Raw genomic sequence first — 20245 nt, 5'->3', positions numbered from 1 at the left:
AAAATCTGATAGATATAAATTTTAGCTCAAATTTATATATCTTTTAATTATATTTACAATAACATTTTGAATAAACTATTTCCTGTAATCTTTTCTTAATATAAGGAGACATCGGTTTAACTGCAGGAATGAGTATTTCATTCGGTAATGGTGTTGCTAAAATATCAAGATACATCTTACAAACGATCGATAATGAGACATTATGCTGATTTCTAAAGAAATTTTGCATTCGATAAATTTCAATATCTATCTTATAAGTTTCAGCCAAACTCAAATACTCATCAATTTCTCGTCTATTTGCTCCCACATTACTAATTACCAAAAGGATATTTAGTGTCGGGTTTAACGCCATTTGCTGAAATGCCTGTTGAATATCCTGCTTAGCCGATTGTTTTGCTTGTACATAAGCTGTTCTTGTCCAAGAATAAACACCACCTTTTATCATATATTTATCATTTTCAATATGATAAATAATTGCATTAGAAAAAGTATTTTTAAACTCAACGATCTTTTGATGAGCAAAAGTTGATTTACCTGAACCTGAATGTCCACGAATAATAATGAGCTTTTGCATTGACTTTCATTCAAATAATAAAAATAGATACAAAAAAGGCACCTGTTACGGTGCCTATCTCTATTCTTTAAAAAATTAAAGAGCAGATTTTGCTTTAGCAACTAATGCTGCAAAAGCAACTTTGTCAAATACTGCGATATCAGCAAGGATCTTACGGTCGATTTCAACAGATGCCTTTTTCAAGCCATTGATGAATTTGCTGTAAGATAAACCGTTTTGACGAGCTGCAGCGTTGATACGAGCAATCCATAATTGACGGAATTGACGTTTACGCTGACGGCGGTCACGGTAAGCATATTGAGCAGCTTTAACTACTGCTTGGAAAGCAACGCGATACACGCGTGAACGTGCACCATAATAACCTTTAGCAGCCTTAAGAACTTTCTTATGGCGTGCTCTTGCAATAACACCACGTTTTACACGAGCCATTATTTAATCTCCTAATTTGTCTATTTCGTTTTAATGAACACAAAACATTGTGTTCTACTAAGAATTTCTAACGTACGTTTAACTTACTTAGCGGCTTATGCGTATGGTAAGCACGCTACTACTAATACTTGGTCTGCTTTCGCTACCATTGATTTGTGACGTAAGTGACGTTTACGTTTAGTGGTTTTCTTAGTCAAAATGTGACGTAAGTGAGATTGTTTACGTTTGAAACCGCCAGAAGCTGTTTTCTTGAAACGCTTCGCAGCACCACGTACTGTTTTAATTTTAGGCATTGTTTAAAAACTCCGCATTGTTTTTGTTAATAACCAATAATTAGGCGAAAACAAGCGATAAGATTTGCAAAATATATTACAAATCTAACCGCTTACTTTACTTGAATTGCACTAATTACTTCTTCTTAGGGGCAAGCACCATTACAACTTGGCGGCCTTCAAGTTTGCCTGGAGCAGATTCTACCACAGCAATCTCTGCTAAATCGTTTTTAACACGTTCTAGCACGTCCATACCAATTTCTTGGTGAGCCATCTCACGTCCGCGGAAACGAACAGTAATTTTAGCTTTATCCCCATCTTCTAAAAAGCGAATCAGGCTGCGTAGTTTTACCTGATAGTCGCCTTCGTCTGTACCAGGACGGAATTTAATTTCCTTCACTTGTACAACTTTCTGCTTTTTCTTCTGCTCTTTTGCAGCTTTTTCTTTCTCGTAGATGAACTTACCGTAGTTCATAATACGACAAACCGGTGGTTCAGCATTTGGGCTAATTTCAACTAAGTCTAACTCAGCCTCTTCAGCTTTTGCTAATGCTTCTTGAATTGATACAATACCAAGTTGTTCGCCATCTTGATCAGTTAAACGAACCTCTTTTACGCGAATTTCATCATTAAGACGATGAGCGCGATTTGTCTGAACACGTTTTACAGGTTTAATAGTCCTATTCCTCTAGTAAATTTTTCTAACGATCATACCGCTTGCAGAAGATATGATTTCTTTTTACACGCCCTAAATAGAGCAAAACGGGCGGAATTTTACGGGATTTCATATTGCTATGCAAGGGAAATAACTTCAATTAATGATGTTATCTAGGAAAAGCTGTTGTGATCAGATTCCCATTTCTGCTATTCCATTCTACTTCAGCAATTACGGCAGGGTAAAAATGTACACTTTGTTGATATTGAGTAAGATGTTGAACTAAATCAAAAACTAGGGGAAGATGAGAAACAATTAAAATATGCTTTGCACCTTCTTCATTTAGAAAAGAGAGATAATCCATCACATTATTAGGATTGCCCGATGGGGTAATTCCTTGCCACGTTTCGATAATATTTGCAAAACTTTGCATATATCCTGCCGCTTGCATTCCTTGGCAAAGATGTTCTACGGTTTGTTGGGTGCGTAAATAAGGGCTGACAATAATCTTATCAAAAGTAATTGATTGATCTAGCAGTCTTTTTCCTAACCATTGACCTTGCTCATACGCCATTACTTCCCCATTTTTTGTCAATGTCCTTTGACTATCAGATGAGGCATTAAAAGCTGCTTCCCCGTGTCGCATTACCCAAATCTTCATTATTCTTCCCCTTCTTATATTTAAACTAAAACGATTTAAGCGTATAATGCTCCCCGTTTTTTGTGGTTGCAAGCAATTTCTATTGTTCTCGCAACGACTCTGAAAGATTTCGATTATTTTTAACTATTATCAATGGAGTAACTCAATAATGTCTCGTAAACTCAGAAGAACCAAAATTGTTTGTACAATGGGTCCTGCAACTGACCGTGGCAATACTTTAGAAAAAATTATTGCTGCTGGTGCAAATATGGTTCGTATGAACTTCTCTCACGGTGTACCACAAGATCATATCGATCGTGCTGAAAAGGTGCGTGAAATTGCTAAACGTTTAGGTAAACACGTTGCTATTCTTGGTGACTTACAAGGTCCTAAAATTCGTGTATCAACCTTCAAAGAAGGGAAGATTTTCTTAAATATCGGTGATAAATTTACCCTTGATGCAGATTTACCAAAAGGTGAAGGTACACAAGAATCAGTGGGTTTAGATTATAAAAATCTACCAAATGATGTTGTACCAGGCGATATTCTGTTATTAGATGATGGTAATGTTCAGTTAAAAGTACTTTCTATTGATGGAGCAAAAGTCTTTACTGAAGTAACTGTTGGCGGTCCATTATCAAACAATAAAGGTATTAACAAATTAGGTGGTGGTTTATCTGCTCCAGCTTTAACAGAGAAAGATAAAGAAGATATTAAATTAGCCGCAAAAATTGGTGTTGATTATCTTGCTGTTTCTTTCCCACAATCAAGCGCAGACTTACACTATGCACGTCAATTAGCTCACGAAGCAGGTTTAGATACTAAAATTGTTGCGAAAGTAGAACGTGCTGAAACTGTTGCGACTGAAGAAGCGATGAATGACATCATCTTAGGTGCTGATGTAATTATGGTTGCTCGTGGTGACTTAGGGGTTGAGATTGGTGATGCAGCATTAGTTGGCGTTCAGAAAAAATTGATCCGCCGTTCACGCCGTTTAAATCGAGTGGTGATTACAGCAACACAAATGATGGAATCAATGATCAAAAAACCAATGCCAACTCGTGCGGAAGTAATGGACGTTGCAAATGCAGTGTTAGATGGTACTGATGCAGTAATGCTTTCAGGCGAAACAGCAAATGGTGACTACCCTGTTGAAACTGTAAAATCAATGGCGGAAGTTTGCTTAGGTGCAGAAACAATGCCAAGTATCAATGTATCTCGTCACCGTATGGAAGATAAATTTAGTACCGTAGAAGAAGCGGTTGCGATGTCAGCGATGTACACTGCAAACCATATGGACGGTGTGAGTGCAATTATCGCTTTAACACATTCAGGTGAAACAGCAAAATTGATGAGCCGTATCAGTTCAGGTTTACCAATTTATGCTCTTTCTCGTAATGAGAAAGCGTTAAATCGTGCAGCACTTTATCGTGGTGTAACACCAGTATTCTACGATTTAGATAGCCGTACTATTGACGGTGCGAAAAAAGCATTAGCATTGTTAAAAGAACAAGGCTATTTAATGACTGGCGATTTGGTTCTTCTTACTCACGGTGATGAGTTAAAAGAAGGCGGTACAAATACCAGCCGTTTATTACGCGTTGAATAATTAGTCATCAATAAAAAATCCACGCAAATGCGTGGATCAGTTTATTGACAAAGTGTTTTCATTCGGACGCCAAGCGTGGCGTCCCTACACGGAAAAATAAAATGTCTATTTTTCAATTGGTTATAGTTTTTCTTTGTAGGGACGCCACGCTACACGGAAAAATAAAATGTCTATTTTTCAATTGGTTATAGTTTTTCTTTGTAGGGACGCCACGCTTGGCGTCCACTCATTAAATCAACAAATTAAGGTTTGTCATCAGTCTGATCCACGCAAATGCGTGGATTTTTATCATCAATCTATTTGTTCTCTTATCTATTATGCTAACACTACTCGCTCATCTTAAATCGGAAAAATTGATCTCAGAGTTAAATTATCAATTTGCTAAATTAATTGATAATAAACAGCAAAACCAAGGCTATTCAACGTTACAACAGAATTTAGCTATTTTGGTTAGTGCTTTAGTCTCTTTTAATGTAATGCAAGGTCATAGTTGTGTTCGATTAGACTCTACTTTGGCAAGTAATCCTTTTGGTTTAAATAATCGGGAATTGAGTAATGCAATTTTGCAAAAAATTGAGCATATCTCACCGCTTGAATGGCAAAGTGTGTTAGCCAATCATATTGCTTTTAGCAATGATCCAAATAAAGTAATGCCGATGTTATTCCAACATCAACGGGTTTATTTCTATCGCTATTGGCAAGCTGAAAATCAAATCGCACAATATCTTCAACAAGCGGTCAGTTTACCGATACAAAATACAAATTTCACACTTGAACAGCAGATTATCGCTCAATTTTTTCCAGAAAAATCAGAGAATATTGACTGGCAGAAAATAGCGGTGGCAACGGCATTAAAACAGCCATTTAGTATTATTTCAGGTGGACCGGGAACGGGCAAAACTCGTACTGTTGCCATTTTATTAGCCGCATTACAACTTAAACAGCTCAAACTTGGGCAACCTTTACTGAATATTGCACTCGTTGCACCAACAGGAAAAGCGGCTGCTCGTTTGAAAGAGTCTATTCACCAAAGTTTACAAGAGTTATCTTTACCCGATAACTTAAAAAATGAAGTACCGACTAAAGCCTCGACAATTCATAGCTTGATTGGTATTTATCCAAATAGTGATACGCCACGTTATCATTCACAAAATCCACTACATATTGATTTAATTGTAGTTGATGAAGCCTCAATGATTGACTTGTTTGTGATGGATAAATTACTCAATGCGTTAAAACCAAATACTCGGGTGATTTTACTGGGAGATAAAGATCAGCTTGCGTCCGTAGAAGCTGGCAGTATGATGAGTGAGCTTGGGCAATTTTTAACTTTGGGATATAGCCCTACTCATAGCCATTATTTGAGTGAAACCACAGGGGAAATTATTCCAGCCCAAAGTACAAACCCGCCCTTTATTTGTGATTCTCTTTGTCACTTACGGCATAGTTATCGCTTTGATGATCGGTCTGGCATCGGGCAACTGGCGAAAGAAATTAACGCCCAACAAGCGGTCAGATCGTGGGATATTTTTGCAAGATCTGAATTTAATGATCTTACTTTATATAACTATCCTAATGTGAATGAATTTGCTACACAACCACTCTGGACGCAACATTGTGTAGAAATGGTCGTCAAAAAAGCGGTGATGCTTTATCGTGATTACCTGCAACAAGTCAAACATTATAGAAGTGAACCTACAAAAGAAAATATTCAGGCTATTTTTACTGCTTTTCAACAAGTTCGTTTTCTTTCCGCTTTGCGAGTCAGTGAGTTAGGCGTTGAAAAGTTGAACCACGCTATTGCGGAAGCATTATTACAACATCACTTAGTTCATTTCCGCCATAGCCGAGAAAACTACATCGGTAAGCCTATTTTGGTTACTGAAAATGCCCCACAACTCAATATTTATAGTGGCGATATTGGAATTATCCTCCCTGATGAGCAAGGCAAATTGCGAGTTTACTTTGAAACACAAACAGAAAAAGGCGATTATTTAAGTATCTCAGTAAATCGTTTACCGAGTAACGAACCTGCTTATGTGATGACAGTTCATAAATCACAAGGCTCTGAATTTGCTCATACGTTGTTAATAATGCCCCTTTCGTTCTCACCTGTAATCAGTAAAGAGCTACTGTACACCGCAGTAACACGAGCAAAATCCCACTTTACCCTATTTAGTAATGAAAAAATCTGGAAACAGGGGGTAAGTATGAAAATTCAACGCCAAAGTGGTTTGATGGAACAGCTAACAAATTTTAATTAGTGATAAGCGGTAGTGGCATTTATCTTCTCTAAAACTACCGCTTTCTTACTTTTTATTTCAATTTCTCACTCAATTTGTGATGTAAGCCAAATATTTTCTTGTTTAAAAGGCGTAGAATAATACTCCTTTCTTACGGTTTGGATTCAGCAGTTATGAGCCTCATTCAAAATAATGGACGTTTACTTAAACAAAATTTCGCATCAGGATTAGTCGTTTTTCTCGTTGCTTTACCGCTCTGCTTAGGCATCGCATTAGCATCAGGTGCCCCACCATTATCAGGTATTGTATCTGGTATCGTGGGTGGTATTGTCATTGGGTGGTTAAGTACATCACATATTAGTGTATCAGGGCCAGCAGCTGGGTTAGCGGCAATAGTGTTAAGTGCTATTAGTGAATTAGGTTCTTTTGAGCTCTTTCTCTGTGCAGGTTTAATTGCTGGAGTTATTCAGCTCTTACTAGGGCTTATCAAAGCAGGAAGTATTACAAATTATATTCCTTTTGCCGTAATTGAAGGAATGTTAGCAGGTATTGGGGTTATCATTATTATTAAAGAACTGCCTTATGCCTTAGGGAGCGACAAATTATTATCGGTATTTTCTGATCCAATTATCCACGTTCATTTAGGCTCATTGATTGTGGCTTTTACCGCTTTACTTATTGTGATTGGTTGGGATTTTATTCCACAACTACGAAAAATTAAAATTCTGCCATCAGCACTAATTGCGGTGATTGTGGGAATTCTTATCAATGAATGCTTTATCTATTTTAATAGCCCATTGGCTATTCCTACTAGCCAATTAGTGCAACTCCCTGTGCCAGAAAATTTAGAGCAAGCAGAAAGATTGATCCGTTTTCCCGACTTTTCAGGTTTCAGTAACCAAATTGTTTGGGTAACAGGAATTACTATTGCGATTGTTGCCTCTATTGAAACATTACTCTCAATTGAAGCAGCAGATCGTTTAGATAAACATCGCCGAATTACTGATACGAATCGAGAATTACGCACGCAAGGTATTGGAAATGTGATTGCGTCTTTATTAGGTGGCTTACCGATGACTTCTGTGATTGTTCGATCTTCTGCGAATGCAAATGCGGGGGCAACCCATAAAATTTCTGCCATTTTTCACGGGCTACTATTACTCATTTGTGTACTTTCTATTCCAAGCCTACTGAATAAAATTCCTCTTGCTAGTTTAGCTGCCATTCTGATTATTATTGGTTACAAACTTACCAAACCAAGTATCTATCTACATTTTTTGCAGAAAGGCATCTATCAGTTTATTCCTTTTGTTGCCACTATGATTGCAGTGGTCTTTTTAGATTTATTAAAAGGGGTAGGAATTGGTTTAATTATTAGTATTCTGTTTATTTTGCACGGTAATATGAAACGTTCTTATTATTTAAGCCGAGAAGAATTGGCTGATGCCGATAATATTGTGTTAGAGCTAGGTGAAGAAGTCTCTTTTTTAAATAAAGCAGCATTGAAGAAAACGTTAAAAAATATTCAACCTAATTCTAAAATCACTATCAATGCTGAACGAGCAATTTATATTGCAAGCGATATTTTAGAATTACTTGAAGATTTTACGAATGTCTATGCTCAAGAAAATAATATTCAAGTTAGATTAAAAGGTTTTAAATATGATTATGAACATCAAGATGGGATTGAACACACCCACGTCAGAGTAGAACATAGGAGTAGGATTTGACGCTCCCCGCCCTAAAGGACGGGGATTCCTACTAGCTTCTATTGAGTAACATTTTAAGTGCTTGCAGCTCTGCTTGAATCTCTGTTTCTAAATCTTCAATACGTTGCATAATAACTGCTGGCGATTCGTATTCTTGTTCCTGATGGACAACCTCTTTATAGCGATTGATGGATAAATCATAGCCATTTGCGATAATATCCTGCACATCCACCACAAAACTTGGTTTGGTTTTATCGCCAAATTGAGCTTGAATTTCCGCTTCTTGATTACTTAGCACCATTTCACGGTATTGCTGCCACATTCTTTCCACTAACGGCAAATCGTTCTGCTCAATTGGTGTACGTTTATCATCTAAGCTATAACCGTCCGCTTGCACATCATAGAACCATACTTTCGAGGTTGTCCCACCTTTTGTGAAAAGCAATACAGCTGTTGAAACACCAGCATACGGCTTAAATACACCGCTTGGTTAGCCAGTTTAACTGATTAGCCAAGCGGTTTTTTTATAGCTAATGTTATTAGCAAGAAATTGGAGTGATAGAGAAACTCTGATTTTTATAATGATTGTCAAAGTAAGTCTGATCTTCTACATCATATTTTATGAATAAATTGCTAATCCATCCAACGCAGTAAAAGACGTCACATTATCCAATTTTTCCAATGTAGTTAGTTTCATCGTATGTCTAAATCCTTTACCTTGTTCATCTAATTGTGGAACATCAGTAATTGGTTGCTCTAACAGCAAAGGTCTTGCCAATTCAAATAAATAGTACTCCACAGAACTTTCACTTTCTGCTCCAGCTTGTTCAACAGTAATTTGTGAACGTGGCAATTTTTGTACTGATTTTACAGGATAAATTCGATGAATTTCACCTTGATACGCCAAGGCTAAAAAGCGGATTTCACTCGCCAGATAATCAGGATATTTCAGCTCAAAAGTGGCTACTGGCGTGTGATACCAAGCTAATTTTCCTTGTTCCAATTGATTATAATAGTCCGCAGAACGATCTTGCCCAATACCAATAACAAAGACTAAATTATTGTAATAGGTCTGTTGCATACCATGATCAGCAATACGAGCTTCGTGTTGTAGCCACAAATTGTCGTGAGCCTGTTTAAGATGTAATTTAGATTTCAAAAATTCAGTAAGCCAATGATCACCATTTTCTGTTGGCAATAAAGCAAATGCACCGATACCCACTTCATCAATTGCATTTTGATAGGGATTTTCCACCGCTTTTTGATCAAAAAAACCAGGATACAAAGCAAAAGCACCAAACACAGGGCGAGATTTGGGTGTAAGCTGTGAATTATCCAATAAAATCAACGCATCACGATAGCGATGCATTTGGTTAATCGCATCATCTGGCACATAATCAATATGCTCAATATCATCATTTTCGTCTTTAGATTGCTCTGTTTTTATACGGTATTTTGCATCAAACAGCCAAATATAACGTAGCTTATTTGGAAAAATCACTTCTAAGAAAATATCTGGCTTTTGTGGTGTTACAAAGGATTTGATCGTTTGATTATTTTTACCAAATTTAGGTTCGTGGGCTAACCGAATTTTTACACCATCTTTCTCAAAATGAAATGCACCTCGAATACCATCTTTCATCATTAAACTAAAATCATCAGCTTGGGCTAACAACGCCTTTTTCCGATGCTTTTCATTGAAACCACATTTAAGCAAGCAACGGCGTAATGCCAAAAAGCACCATACTTCATAAAGCTCTGCCACAGATTTTTGTGAAATTTCGGCATTATTTCGCTCAAAAATATCAAGATAATGCTTTAGTTCTTGCCAAATTTGAAAAACTCGCTGATAGCCTGAACGCTGTTGTAATACTAAACTTTCTTTACTTAGCCCCTGAAAATCGCCAACTTGTTGTAAAAAAGGTTGATCTTGAAATAAGCGCAAAGGCTTTTGCCATTCCTCTAATCGCTGGAAAAAAGCCTCAGATAATCGGTTAGTTTTCGCATTTTCCTGACTTAAAGTGCGGTCGAAATTTGCCAAGATTTTTAAAGAACGATTAACTGCCATTTTGACAAAACGGTTTTCTGGCGTATCTACGGATAACGTTTTCTCCGTAATAGCATAACGCTTATGCCATAAGCCATTTTGTATATCATTGCGGATTTTCATTGCGGTACGTTCTGGCAATTTCCCTTTGATTTTATCCGCTCTTTGATATTTTTCTACTACTTGTAGTCGGTTGTGTGGGCTATTAGCGATCACCTTTAAGGCTGCTGCAAAATCAGCTTGTAAACGTTGAAATTGAGCAAACCAGAGCAATGAGAAATCTACTCGCTTGCGACTACCTTGAACAGATTGCTCCGCTTTTTCAACCAAATTAAAACGCCATAGCGGGTAATGTTCGTCAATATCGGCATACATTTGAGGTAAATCGGAATGCAAATCCATTTTGCTTGGTAGAACTTCAAAAGCAAAATCAAAAGTATGTGTTGATCCATCAGCTAACTCATAATTTAAAGGCAAATGAAACCAACCAATATCATTTCCTGTATCTACTGAACCGATCAACAAATTCCGTTGTGAATTAAAACGAAAAGCATCATTTACACTGTTCAACTTATGAGCTAAGCATACTTTTTTTACCTCATTATGAAAGAAAAATTCAAAATCATAACGACTATTTTCAAAGAAGATTGGCTCCTCAAGCGGTTGCTTTTGATGATTAATTTGCAAATAGTAAAGAGCGATTTCTTTCTTTCGTTTTTTTAAGGTTTCTATATATCGAGATTGGCGAACATTGAGATTAGTACAATAAATCTCAAAAGAGAAATGAGGCTGTGAATTGCAATAGATCTTCATTTTGACATTACTGATTATGTGAAATTGTAAGTTATGCTTACAAACCCATTACCTATAAAAACTTACTTTTACCAAAAACTAACCATTCCACGATCGGTGAGCAATTTTTTCATCTGTTCCAGTTTTACTTTGGAACGACAAGGAATTTCAAGTAAGCTAGCTTGCTCATCAATTTGCTCACGCCATAAATCAGGGCGTTTTCCTTCCCAAATATTCTCTAATTGCTTTTTGAGTTGTTCTTCGATTTTATCTAGCACATTTTCTACTTTCGTTTCATCGCCCTCAATGCGTGGCAAGATTTTTGTCATCACAAAATCATCCCACACTGCTTGAAGCTCCTCATCAGTTTGTGGTTGAAATGAATGTACGCTTAATAGCAATTCATTTAATGCACGAAAACCTAATTTAAATGGCGTATGCTCAAATTGTTGATTAAGTGCGGTCAAAAATTTGATAGATTTATCTGCAAGCTTATCGTCTAAATCCCCTTGTTTTAGTTGAGAATAAATCGGATAGCTTAATAGTTTTGGTTTAGTCGTTGGCTTAAAAAATGTCGAAAAATCATTTGGATAAAACTCACTAAAATCAAAACTCAACGCGCGATCTAACACCTTACGAGAAAAAGCGTGAGTGGTTTCGTCCATATTTACCGTACCTGCCACAATCAAGTTGAATGGAATACCAATGCCATTCTGTTGGAAAAACGCCCAAAGCTCATCACTCACGCCTAATTCTTGTTGGAAATTAGTAATATCCGTCCAAACTATCGGGCTTAACAAGGCTTCTGTATGATAAACAAAATCATCATTGTCCCATCTCCATTCACGAGTTTCTAATACGGACAAGTAATCAGCAAAGTATTGCTCAACAGGAGCAAGGTTCATTTCATCAAGGCAAAGCCAATAAGGTAAAACTTGTGGCAGTTGCGCTCTATTGCCAGTTACTTTGTTATTTGCAATAAATCCAGCTTTTTCAACCGCTTGCCAGGCCTTCACAATAAATTTCAATACATCAGTCATCACATATTGTGCTGTTCCACTTAAACGAGAGACATAGCCCAACAAATCTGATGGTTCATGCCAATCAGGGCGTACAGCCACTAATTGATAGCGTTCTTTACGATCAGGTTCAGCCACTTGCTCACGCACAAAACGAGATTTCCCAGTGCCTGAAATGCCAGCTAGGAGAAGGAAGGATTTGGGCAGATGAGTATAATATTTTATGCGCTCTCGTTCAGATTGTTTATCTAAGTATTGACTATTAAATACTGACAATCTTTCATATAAGCTCATCATAGCCTTCAGATCATCAATCAATGTATTCTCATTTGGAATATTAGAATAAGAGTAGTATTTAGAAATGATATTAGTTCTTTCATAAATCTCTTTTGTTGGTAATGAAATATCTTCATCACTAAATTGTGTATTTCCCCAAGGAAGAAAAGATCTCACTCTAGATATTATTTGTTGAATTTCCTGCTTATTATATTTAATTTTATTCCTTTCCGACTTTAATTGTAATGAAAGATAGATACCTGAAAAATCGGATTTAAATAAATAAGTGATATAGATATTATTATTTTCTTTAATTACGAGGTTAGAAATTTCTAACCAAGGTACTGAAGCCCAGTTACCTTGCCCAGAATGTCCTAAGACAAAATAACTAGAATTAATATCAGTTTTAATAATATCTTTAATTTTATTTGTTAAGGTTGTATTTAATGCAATATAAGCTTCTGATTTGCTATTAAATGCACCTTTATCAGCTTTCCACATTTGAATAACTTTCTTAAAAATATTATCAAGTTGCATAAATATATTCCTAGTATAATTTGTGTAAGGTTCATTTAAATTTTACAGCTTTGTATATTAGCTCTATGCTTTTAAAATAAATGCTTTCTGATATTGTACAATTAAACTATCTGCAGTTAAAAAATAGATCCCTTCATATTCAGCTTGAGCAAGTAATAGTCTGTCAAAGGGATCTTTATGAATCATTGGCAATTGAGCAGATTTCACAATATGAGGAAATTGAATTGATAAAGGCTTACAACCCACGCTCAATAACCCTTTTTCTAACTGTTCTACATTCACTTCAAAATCAGGCTTACCAAGTGAAGATTTAATCGCAATCTCCCATAAGCTTGCAAGGCTAAAATAGAGTTCATTATTAAAGTCTTCTAATAGATCAATAGATTGTGGAGATAACTTACCCTTATTATCAAAGGCAAGCCAAAGCAAAATATGAGTATCTAGCAACACTTTCATTTTGCTTCTCCATTAAACATTATTAGAATTTCCTCTTCGTATAAACGATCAAAATTATCGGGTACAATTTGCTTCTGCATAAAGCCAAATCTTGTAGTAGGTAAATCATTATCAATAGGTACGATTTTTACTTGTGGTTTGCCTGCTTTTGCAATGATCACTGGTGTTTTTTGACGTTTAACTTCTTCTACAATGCGTGATAAATGCGTTTTGGCATCGTGAATATTGATACTTTGTAATTCAACGGCAATAGACATTTTACGCTCCTTTTAACTTAGTTTACTTAGTTAGTTTGATTGAGATATTCCAAAATGTCAAATCAAAACTTCCGTATTTTGCTCGTTATTAGCAATAGATTGGTCGGTTGGGAAATTGGATTTAACAGCAGATATCTAAAATACAACCAAGAATTTTGTGAAAATGGAGTGAAGTTTAGGGCATTTTACTCCAGCACCTAAAATAAATAAGTGGAGCTTTCGCTCCACCTATATATTACAACGCCTCAATCGCTTTATACTGTTCTTGCAATTTCTCTAAACCGTTTCGGTACTCTTGCATTTTTTCACGCTCTTTAGCGATGACTTGCTCTGGGGCTTTTGCCACGAAAGCATCGTTGCTGAGTTTGTTTTCGATACGAGCCACTTCGTTATTCAGTTTTTCAATCTCTTTATTCAAACGGGCAAGTTCTGCCTCTTTATTGATAAAGCCTGCCATTGGGACGAATAACTCCGCATTGCCGATGAGTTTGGTTACAGAAAGCGGGGCTTCTTCGCCAGCGTTAAGCACTTTTACGTTATCCAACTTGGCAATCGCTTTTAACAAGCGGTCGTTTTCGGTAAGAATTTTGCAATCTGTTTCGCTGATATTGCGTAGCAATAGGTCAAGTCCTTTGCTTGGTGCAATGTTCGATTCCGCACGAATATTACGCACCGCAATAATTACTTCTTTTAACCACGCAATTTGTTGTTCTGCTTGGTTGTCGATTGCTTCGGAATCTACTTGTGGGAATGGCTGTAACATAATGGTATCGCCTTCAACACCTGCAAATCCTTTCACTTTTTGCCAAATTTCTTCGGTAATAAATGGAATAATCGGGTGAGCTAAACGCAATAATTTTTCCAACACTTTCACTAACGTTTGGCTTGCACCACGTTTTTGAGCGTCCGTACCGTTAGCAAAAATAGGTTTGGTTAGCTCTAAATACCAGTCGCAGAATTGGTTCCAAGTAAATTCGTAAATGGTATTTGCTGCTAAGTCAAAACGGTATTGTGCTAATGCTGAACGGAATTCTTCAACAGTGCGGTTGAAAGTCGATTCAATCCAACGATCCGCTAAACTGTATTCCACTTCGCCACTGCTTAAATCCAGTTTGTCGTTTGTGAGTACGAAACGGCTTGCATTCCATAATTTGTTGCAGAAATTGCGGTAGCCTTCTAGGCGTTTCATATCCCAGTTAATATCACGACCGTTGCTTGCAAGAGCAGCAAGGGTGAAACGCAATGCGTCCGTACCGTGAGCAGAAATACCGTTCTCAAATTCTTTACGCGTTGCTTTCGCAATTTTCTCGGCAAGCTGTGGTTGCATCATATTGCCTGTGCGTTTTTCAAGAAGATCTTCAAGGGAAATGCCGTCAATCATATCAATTGGGTCTAATACATTCCCTTTCGATTTCGACATTTTTTGCCCTTGTTCATCACGAATTAAGCCTGTTACATACACCGTTTTAAATGGTACTTGCGGTTTGCCGTTTTCATCTTTGATAAAGTGCATCGTAAACATAATCATACGAGCAACCCAGAAGAAGATGATGTCGAAACCAGTAATTAATACATCGGTCGGGTGGAACATTTTCAGCTCTTTGGTTTGCTCTGGCCAGCCTAAAGTTGAGAACGTCCATAAACCTGATGAGAACCAAGTGTCTAATACGTCTTCATCTTGGCGTAGTACAACATCAGAATTTAACTGATATTTTGACCGCACTTCTGCTTCATCACGAGCTACATACACGTTACCTTGCTCGTCATACCACGCTGGAATACGGTGTCCCCACCATAATTGGCGAGAAATACACCAATCTTGAATATCACGCATCCAAGAGAAATATAAGTTTTCATACTGTTTCGGCACAAATTGAATTTCGCCGTCTTCTACTGCTTTAGTCGCCACTTCTGCAAGAGGTTTTACTGACACATACCATTGGTCAGTCAGCATTGGCTCGATTGGCACGCCACCACGATCGCCGTAAGGCACTTTCAAATCGTGCGGTTTAATTTCATCTAACAAGCCGAGAGCTTCAAAATCCGCCACAATTTTCTTGCGTGCCACAAAACGCTCTAAGCCTTGATAATCCGCAGGGATTTTCGCCTCGTAACTGGTTAGCGGTTTGCCGTCTGTGCCGATAATTTCCGCTTCCGCACGAATATCCGCATTTAAGGTTAAGACGTTTACCATTGGCAAACTGTGGCGTTTGCCCACTTCGTAGTCGTTAAAATCGTGAGCAGGGGTAATTTTTACTACGCCTGTTCCAAATTCACGATCGACATATTCATCGGCAATAATCGGGATTTCACGATTAGCAAGCGGTAGGATAACGGTTTTACCAATCAAAGATTGATAACGCTCATCTTCAGGGTGAACCGCCACAGCCGTATCGCCCAACATTGTTTCAGGGCGAGTAGTTGCCACTACTAAATAATCTTTACCGTCAGCGGTTTTTGCTCCATTTGCGAGCGGATAGCGGAAATGCCACAGCGAGCCTTTGCTCTCTTTGTTTTCCACTTCAAGATCAGAGATCGCAGTGTGTAATTTCGGATCCCAGTTCACAAGGCGTTTGCCACGATAAATCAAGCCTTCTTCGTGTAAACGAACGAAGACTTCTTTTACCGCATTGGATAAGCCTTCGTCCATTGTGAAACGCTCACGATCCCAGTCGATTGAGTTGCCTAAACGACGCATTTGCTGGCTGATCGTACCGCCAGAATAGGCTTTCCAATCCCAAATTTTATTGATGAAAGCCTCACGCCCGTAGTCGTGGCGAGTTTTGCCTTCTTCCGCTGCGATTTTACGCTCCACCACCATTTGCGTGGCGATCCCCGCGTGGTCTGTCCCCGCTTGCCATAAGGTGTTATTGCCTTCCATACGGTTGAAACGGATAAGGGTATCCATCAATGTTTGCTGGAATGCGTGCCCCATATGCAACGAACCCGTTACATTCGGTGGCGGAATGGCGATACAGTAACTCGGCACATTCGGATTTTCATTCGGCTTAAAATAGCCTTGCTCTTCCCAGTGTTTATACAGGGCTTGTTCTACTGCAGATGCGTCGAAGCGGTCTGCCATTTGGAATGGTTTTGTCATTGGTTTTTCTCTTTTATATAAAGGGAACATTCCCATTTGGAAATTATTGCTTTACAGTTTTCTTAAATTCTTGAATTTCATCTTTTAATTTTTGAGCAACTTCTAGTATATTTACATTCTGCACCCCAATATCTTTACCCATAAATGAAGCTAATTTATAGCAATTAGCATCAATTTTATTCAAGAAAGATTTAGTATTACTCTTGAATGTCCTTGAAACCTCTAAAGATTGTTCAAGTTTTACATCAAAATCTTTAACCCCATTAACTAGAAATAGTTTAAACTTACTGTATTCTACGTCTAATTGAGGATATCTTAACGGTGCCAAAATTGTAATTCGCTCAACCAATCGATAGGTAAATTGAATTACCTCTGAATATAGTTTTTTCTCATATGAAGTTAAATTTACTTCAAGTTGTTTTGAGCCCTTTGATTGTGCATCGTTAATCAATTTTTTATCGTTTTTTTCTGTTTTAGGTTCAGAATTGGAGCCTGATTTAGAATAAAATAATTTACGATGTAAACACTCTAGAATAATTCCGCCAATAACAGTTACTATTACACCAACTATTAAATTATCAAAATTTTTATTTAACCATTCCATAATTAATTCTCTCAATATCGCTCAAGTCACCCCCCCCCGATAGCGCTCGTGTCCACACGAGTGCTTACTCTTATTTAATTACAGCACTCGTCAAAGACGAGCGCTATCCTATCTATACAAGCGGTAAATTTTTCAGAGAAATTTGCAAAAAACGTTAGAAATCTTACCGCTTGTTTATCTTTTGCTTTGTAATTTACGCCTGCCAAATCTCCCCTAACCCCTCTTTGCTAAAGAGGGGGGATCAGATCGCAGGAACTTACAAATCCATCTGAAAATACAAAATCCTGTTGAAGCACTTCGATATTTAATTTTCGTTTGAGACAGTTCCCCTCTTTAGTAAAGAGGGGTTAGGGGAGATTTGTCAAACGAATAACAAAGTACATTTTATTTTGTATAACCCAAAGTTAGCAACTCTTCCAACAACTCAGCACACCACTTCGGTAATTCATCAACCCATTGCGTTAATCCATTTTCACTAAGATGAAAAATTAAATTTGGGACTTCACCTGAATTGTCGTAGATAAATACTTCATCACAAAGCGGTAAGATTTTAATTAAATTTTGCAAACTGATGTCATAGCGGTTACGGATAGTGGCTTCATCAATAAAATGCCCGCCACTTGCAACTCTTGCTTTTACTCGATCAATATTAATCGAAACACTATTTACACCAACATAATTTAACCGCACAAAAAAGCCGTTTTCTTTTGTAGTTTTTATTCTTTGTAAAATAGAATTTCCCGACAAAGTTGATTCCATAGAAAACGAAATTTGCTGTTTAATTGCAAACTTAAATAACTCAATCGCTTTTCTACCTGCTTGGCTATCTACTAAACGGGGATTTTCGGGATTAATTTGCATTGCAATATGATCTGAATCAATCACAATTTGTACCGTATCTTTATTAAATCCACGCAATGTCGTTTTACCCGCACCGTTTGTGCCACAGTAAAAAATCGCTAAATTATTTTGCTTTAGCATATTCAATTACTTCTTCGTGTCCATCAGGATAGTGGCGAACAATATTCCCATTTGGGCGTTGAAATGTCAGCACTTCACGCTTTTTCTTATCGTCCATCCACGCTTTAAATTGAATATGTAATTGGCGTTGATATTCGGCGATTTCTTCTTGTTTTGTCATTTTAACGCTCCAAAATATGTAAATATCTTTCCAATTCTTGCAATTCATACCCTGCAATCAGTTCTAATAAAGCCGTAGGATCTTGATTATTGCGATGAAACTCATCAAAACAGCCGTAATATTTTACTCGGTCGGTGAATTTAATATCAACGGGTAAATAACCTTGTTTTAGTAATTCAAAATTGAGCAATAATCGCCCTGTTCTTCCATTGCCGTCAATAAAAGGGTGAATACTTTCAAAGGCTAAATGTAGCCACGCAATCGCTTCCAACGGATGACAAGCGGTGAGTTTCTGCTGATATTTTGCAATTAACGTTGCCATTTCTTCTGCAATCAAATAAGGCGGTGTTGGCTCATTTTCTGCACCTAAAATTCGCACTGGAATTTTACGATAAACCCCACGATTTTCTGCATTACTCATCAATACGAGCGAATGAATATCTTTAATTGTCCGTTCCGTTAATGGCTCATTATTAGCGACTAATTCATAAATATAATTAAACGCATCTTTAAACCCGATAATATCCAAATGTTCTCGAATCGGTTTTTCGGCTATGATCATTCCTTCTTTTAGAATAAGCACCGTTTCACGCAACGTAATGGTATTTCCTTCAATCGCATTAGAATTGTATGTACTTTCAATAATAAATTCTTCACGCAGTCTCTGTACTTCGCTTGGCGACAGCGGTCGGTATTGAGCAATCTTTTCTTTTAGTTCTGCAATTTGAACTAACATCTGTTTTTTCATTATACCTGCCTAAATTATTATCTCTCACTTCATAATTCACGTTTACCAAATATCCCCGATAGCGCTCGTGTCCACACGAGTGCTTTTTTGCTTAAAATTACAGCACTCGTCAAAGACGAGCGCTATCCTACCTATATAAGCGGTGAATTTTTCGGAAAAATTTGCAAAAATCGTTAGAAATCTTACCGCTTATTTATCTTTCGCTTGTTATTCACGTTTTCAAATCTCCCCTAGCCCCTCTTTGCTAAAGAGGGGGATCAGATCTCCAAAAATTAACATTAAAGCGCAAATGCTCACAAATAAGATCGAAAAATAGAATGATAGACTACTCTTTTTCTCGATCCAGTTCCCCCCGATAGCGCTCGTGTCCACACGAGTGCTTTTTTGCTTAAAATTACAGCACTCGTCAAAGACGAGCGCTATCCTAATCTATACAAACGGAAGGATTTGTAAAAACCGTTAGAAATCTTACCGTTTATTTATCTTTTGCTTTGTAAGTTATTATACCTGCTCCGTACTTAACTGCCAGCCTAGCTGACGATATTGTTTGTAGCGTTCTCTTGCTAAGGCTTTTTCGTTTTCTTGAACAGGGACAAAATCAATAATATGAGTGAAACTGTTAATAAATTCAGGGAGTTGTGATTGTAATGAAATCAACACATCTCGACGTTGAGCATTACGTTTACCTTGCCACGAAATTTCAATCGGGGTGGCATAAGTTGTAGCTTCGCCCGATAGATTATGGGGAACAAATTGTTCAGGATCTCTTGCCCATAACGCTTCATCAATCGTTAAGGCTTGCTGTTCTGTTTCACAAGTAATGATAACTCTTTTACCCGCTCGCCAGGCATTAGCGGCTAAATCACAAGCTAAGGCTTCGCTTGCAAGTAGCTCTCCTGAATGTTCTTGGCTTAGAAGGTAAAATTGGACTTGTTTCACGTTGTTCCCTATTCACGTAAGGTTATATAAACTTAGAATTGTAGCGGAATAATTAAAAAAATGGAAAATTTAAGCGGTAAGATTTGTAAATTTTTTTACTTATCTTACCGCTTATCCCCTTTCCCACCCTCATTTTTAAATCAATCAATACGAGGTTGTACATTTTACAGCATTACATTACGGCATAACTTGTGTTGG

Annotated in this window: 18 protein-coding genes and 1 pseudogene; 3 read left to right on the top strand and 16 right to left on the bottom strand. The window is 37.4% G+C overall.

The features are described from left to right. Positions 1 to 43: 43 nt before the first annotated feature. From ACWIW0_RS00720 to sixA, 5 genes are all read right to left on the bottom strand, one after another. Positions 44 to 574, bottom strand: coding sequence for a hypothetical protein (locus ACWIW0_RS00720; protein ID WP_454451787.1), 531 nt, complete (start codon positions 572 to 574; stop codon positions 44 to 46). 75 nt (positions 575 to 649) lie between these two features. Then, positions 650 to 1003, bottom strand: a complete 354-nt coding sequence (gene rplT / locus ACWIW0_RS00715; RefSeq protein WP_005714486.1) for a 50S ribosomal protein L20 — start codon at positions 1001 to 1003, stop codon at positions 650 to 652. 95 nt (positions 1004 to 1098) lie between these two features. After that, complete coding sequence (gene rpmI / locus ACWIW0_RS00710; protein WP_005596065.1) at positions 1099 to 1296, bottom strand: 50S ribosomal protein L35; 198 nt, start codon at positions 1294 to 1296, stop codon at positions 1099 to 1101. Positions 1297 to 1411: 115 nt separating this feature from the next. After that, the gene (gene infC, locus ACWIW0_RS00705; RefSeq protein WP_157395042.1) at positions 1412 to 1951 is read right to left on the bottom strand and encodes a translation initiation factor IF-3; all 540 of its coding nucleotides are present in this window, start codon (positions 1949 to 1951) and stop codon (positions 1412 to 1414) included. 148 nt (positions 1952 to 2099) lie between these two features. After that, positions 2100 to 2591, bottom strand: coding sequence for a phosphohistidine phosphatase SixA (gene sixA / locus ACWIW0_RS00700; RefSeq protein WP_454451786.1), 492 nt, complete (start codon positions 2589 to 2591; stop codon positions 2100 to 2102). 148 nt (positions 2592 to 2739) lie between these two features. Here sixA and pyk point away from each other — a divergent pair, with 148 nt between their 5' ends. From pyk to ACWIW0_RS00685, 3 genes are all read left to right on the top strand, one after another. Beyond that, a complete protein-coding gene (pyk, locus tag ACWIW0_RS00695; RefSeq protein ID WP_454443168.1) occupies positions 2740 to 4179 on the top strand; it encodes a pyruvate kinase in 1440 nt (479 codons plus the stop codon). Between the two features lie 317 nt (positions 4180 to 4496). Beyond that, complete coding sequence (gene recD, locus ACWIW0_RS00690) at positions 4497 to 6443, top strand: exodeoxyribonuclease V subunit alpha (protein WP_454451785.1); 1947 nt, start codon at positions 4497 to 4499, stop codon at positions 6441 to 6443. A 152-nt stretch (positions 6444 to 6595) separates the two neighbouring features. After that, positions 6596 to 8152, top strand: a complete 1557-nt coding sequence (locus tag ACWIW0_RS00685) for a SulP family inorganic anion transporter (RefSeq protein WP_454451784.1) — start codon at positions 6596 to 6598, stop codon at positions 8150 to 8152. A 31-nt stretch (positions 8153 to 8183) separates the two neighbouring features. Here the strand turns inward: ACWIW0_RS00685 and ACWIW0_RS00680 are convergent. From ACWIW0_RS00680 to ACWIW0_RS00630, 11 genes and pseudogenes are all read right to left on the bottom strand, one after another. Continuing rightward, positions 8184 to 8609 (bottom strand): annotated as a pseudogene (locus ACWIW0_RS00680) (N-6 DNA methylase); the annotation flags it as partial. A 141-nt stretch (positions 8610 to 8750) separates the two neighbouring features. Beyond that, positions 8751 to 10991: a DUF2357 domain-containing protein gene (locus ACWIW0_RS00675; RefSeq protein ID WP_454451783.1), complete on the bottom strand. Its 2241-nt coding sequence runs from the start codon at positions 10989 to 10991 to the stop codon at positions 8751 to 8753. Between the two features lie 68 nt (positions 10992 to 11059). Next, positions 11060 to 12802: an MrcB family domain-containing protein gene (locus ACWIW0_RS00670; RefSeq protein ID WP_454451782.1), complete on the bottom strand. Its 1743-nt coding sequence runs from the start codon at positions 12800 to 12802 to the stop codon at positions 11060 to 11062. A gap of 63 nt (positions 12803 to 12865) precedes the next feature. Then, positions 12866 to 13258 carry a type II toxin-antitoxin system VapC family toxin gene (locus ACWIW0_RS00665; protein ID WP_454451781.1) on the bottom strand — a complete coding sequence of 131 codons (393 nt, stop codon included), beginning with the start codon at positions 13256 to 13258 and terminating at the stop codon, positions 12866 to 12868. Then, positions 13255 to 13515, bottom strand: coding sequence for a type II toxin-antitoxin system Phd/YefM family antitoxin (locus tag ACWIW0_RS00660; RefSeq protein WP_454451780.1), 261 nt, complete (start codon positions 13513 to 13515; stop codon positions 13255 to 13257). The genes ACWIW0_RS00665 and ACWIW0_RS00660 overlap by 4 nt, the downstream gene beginning before the upstream one ends. A 235-nt stretch (positions 13516 to 13750) precedes the next feature. Beyond that, positions 13751 to 16615, bottom strand: a complete 2865-nt coding sequence (locus ACWIW0_RS00655; protein WP_454451779.1) for a valine--tRNA ligase — start codon at positions 16613 to 16615, stop codon at positions 13751 to 13753. A gap of 43 nt (positions 16616 to 16658) precedes the next feature. Next, a complete protein-coding gene (locus ACWIW0_RS00650; protein WP_454451778.1) occupies positions 16659 to 17219 on the bottom strand; it encodes a hypothetical protein in 561 nt (186 codons plus the stop codon). A gap of 384 nt (positions 17220 to 17603) precedes the next feature. Next, complete coding sequence (locus ACWIW0_RS00645; RefSeq protein WP_454447180.1) at positions 17604 to 18200, bottom strand: zeta toxin family protein; 597 nt, start codon at positions 18198 to 18200, stop codon at positions 17604 to 17606. Then, positions 18184 to 18360: a hypothetical protein gene (locus ACWIW0_RS00640; protein ID WP_454447181.1), complete on the bottom strand. Its 177-nt coding sequence runs from the start codon at positions 18358 to 18360 to the stop codon at positions 18184 to 18186. Before ACWIW0_RS00640 ends, ACWIW0_RS00645 begins: the two co-directional genes overlap by 17 nt. Position 18361: 1 nt before the next feature. Next, positions 18362 to 19108: a Fic family protein gene (locus ACWIW0_RS00635; RefSeq protein ID WP_454451777.1), complete on the bottom strand. Its 747-nt coding sequence runs from the start codon at positions 19106 to 19108 to the stop codon at positions 18362 to 18364. Between the two features lie 501 nt (positions 19109 to 19609). Continuing rightward, positions 19610 to 20047 carry a DNA polymerase III subunit chi gene (locus ACWIW0_RS00630; RefSeq protein ID WP_157395385.1) on the bottom strand — a complete coding sequence of 146 codons (438 nt, stop codon included), beginning with the start codon at positions 20045 to 20047 and terminating at the stop codon, positions 19610 to 19612. Positions 20048 to 20245: the final 198 nt, after the last annotated feature.

It is taken from the genome of Ursidibacter sp. B-7004-1 (assembly GCF_053654055.1).
Note: the sequence above shows the minus strand (reverse complement) of the source record. Positions and strands in the feature narration are given on the sequence as shown.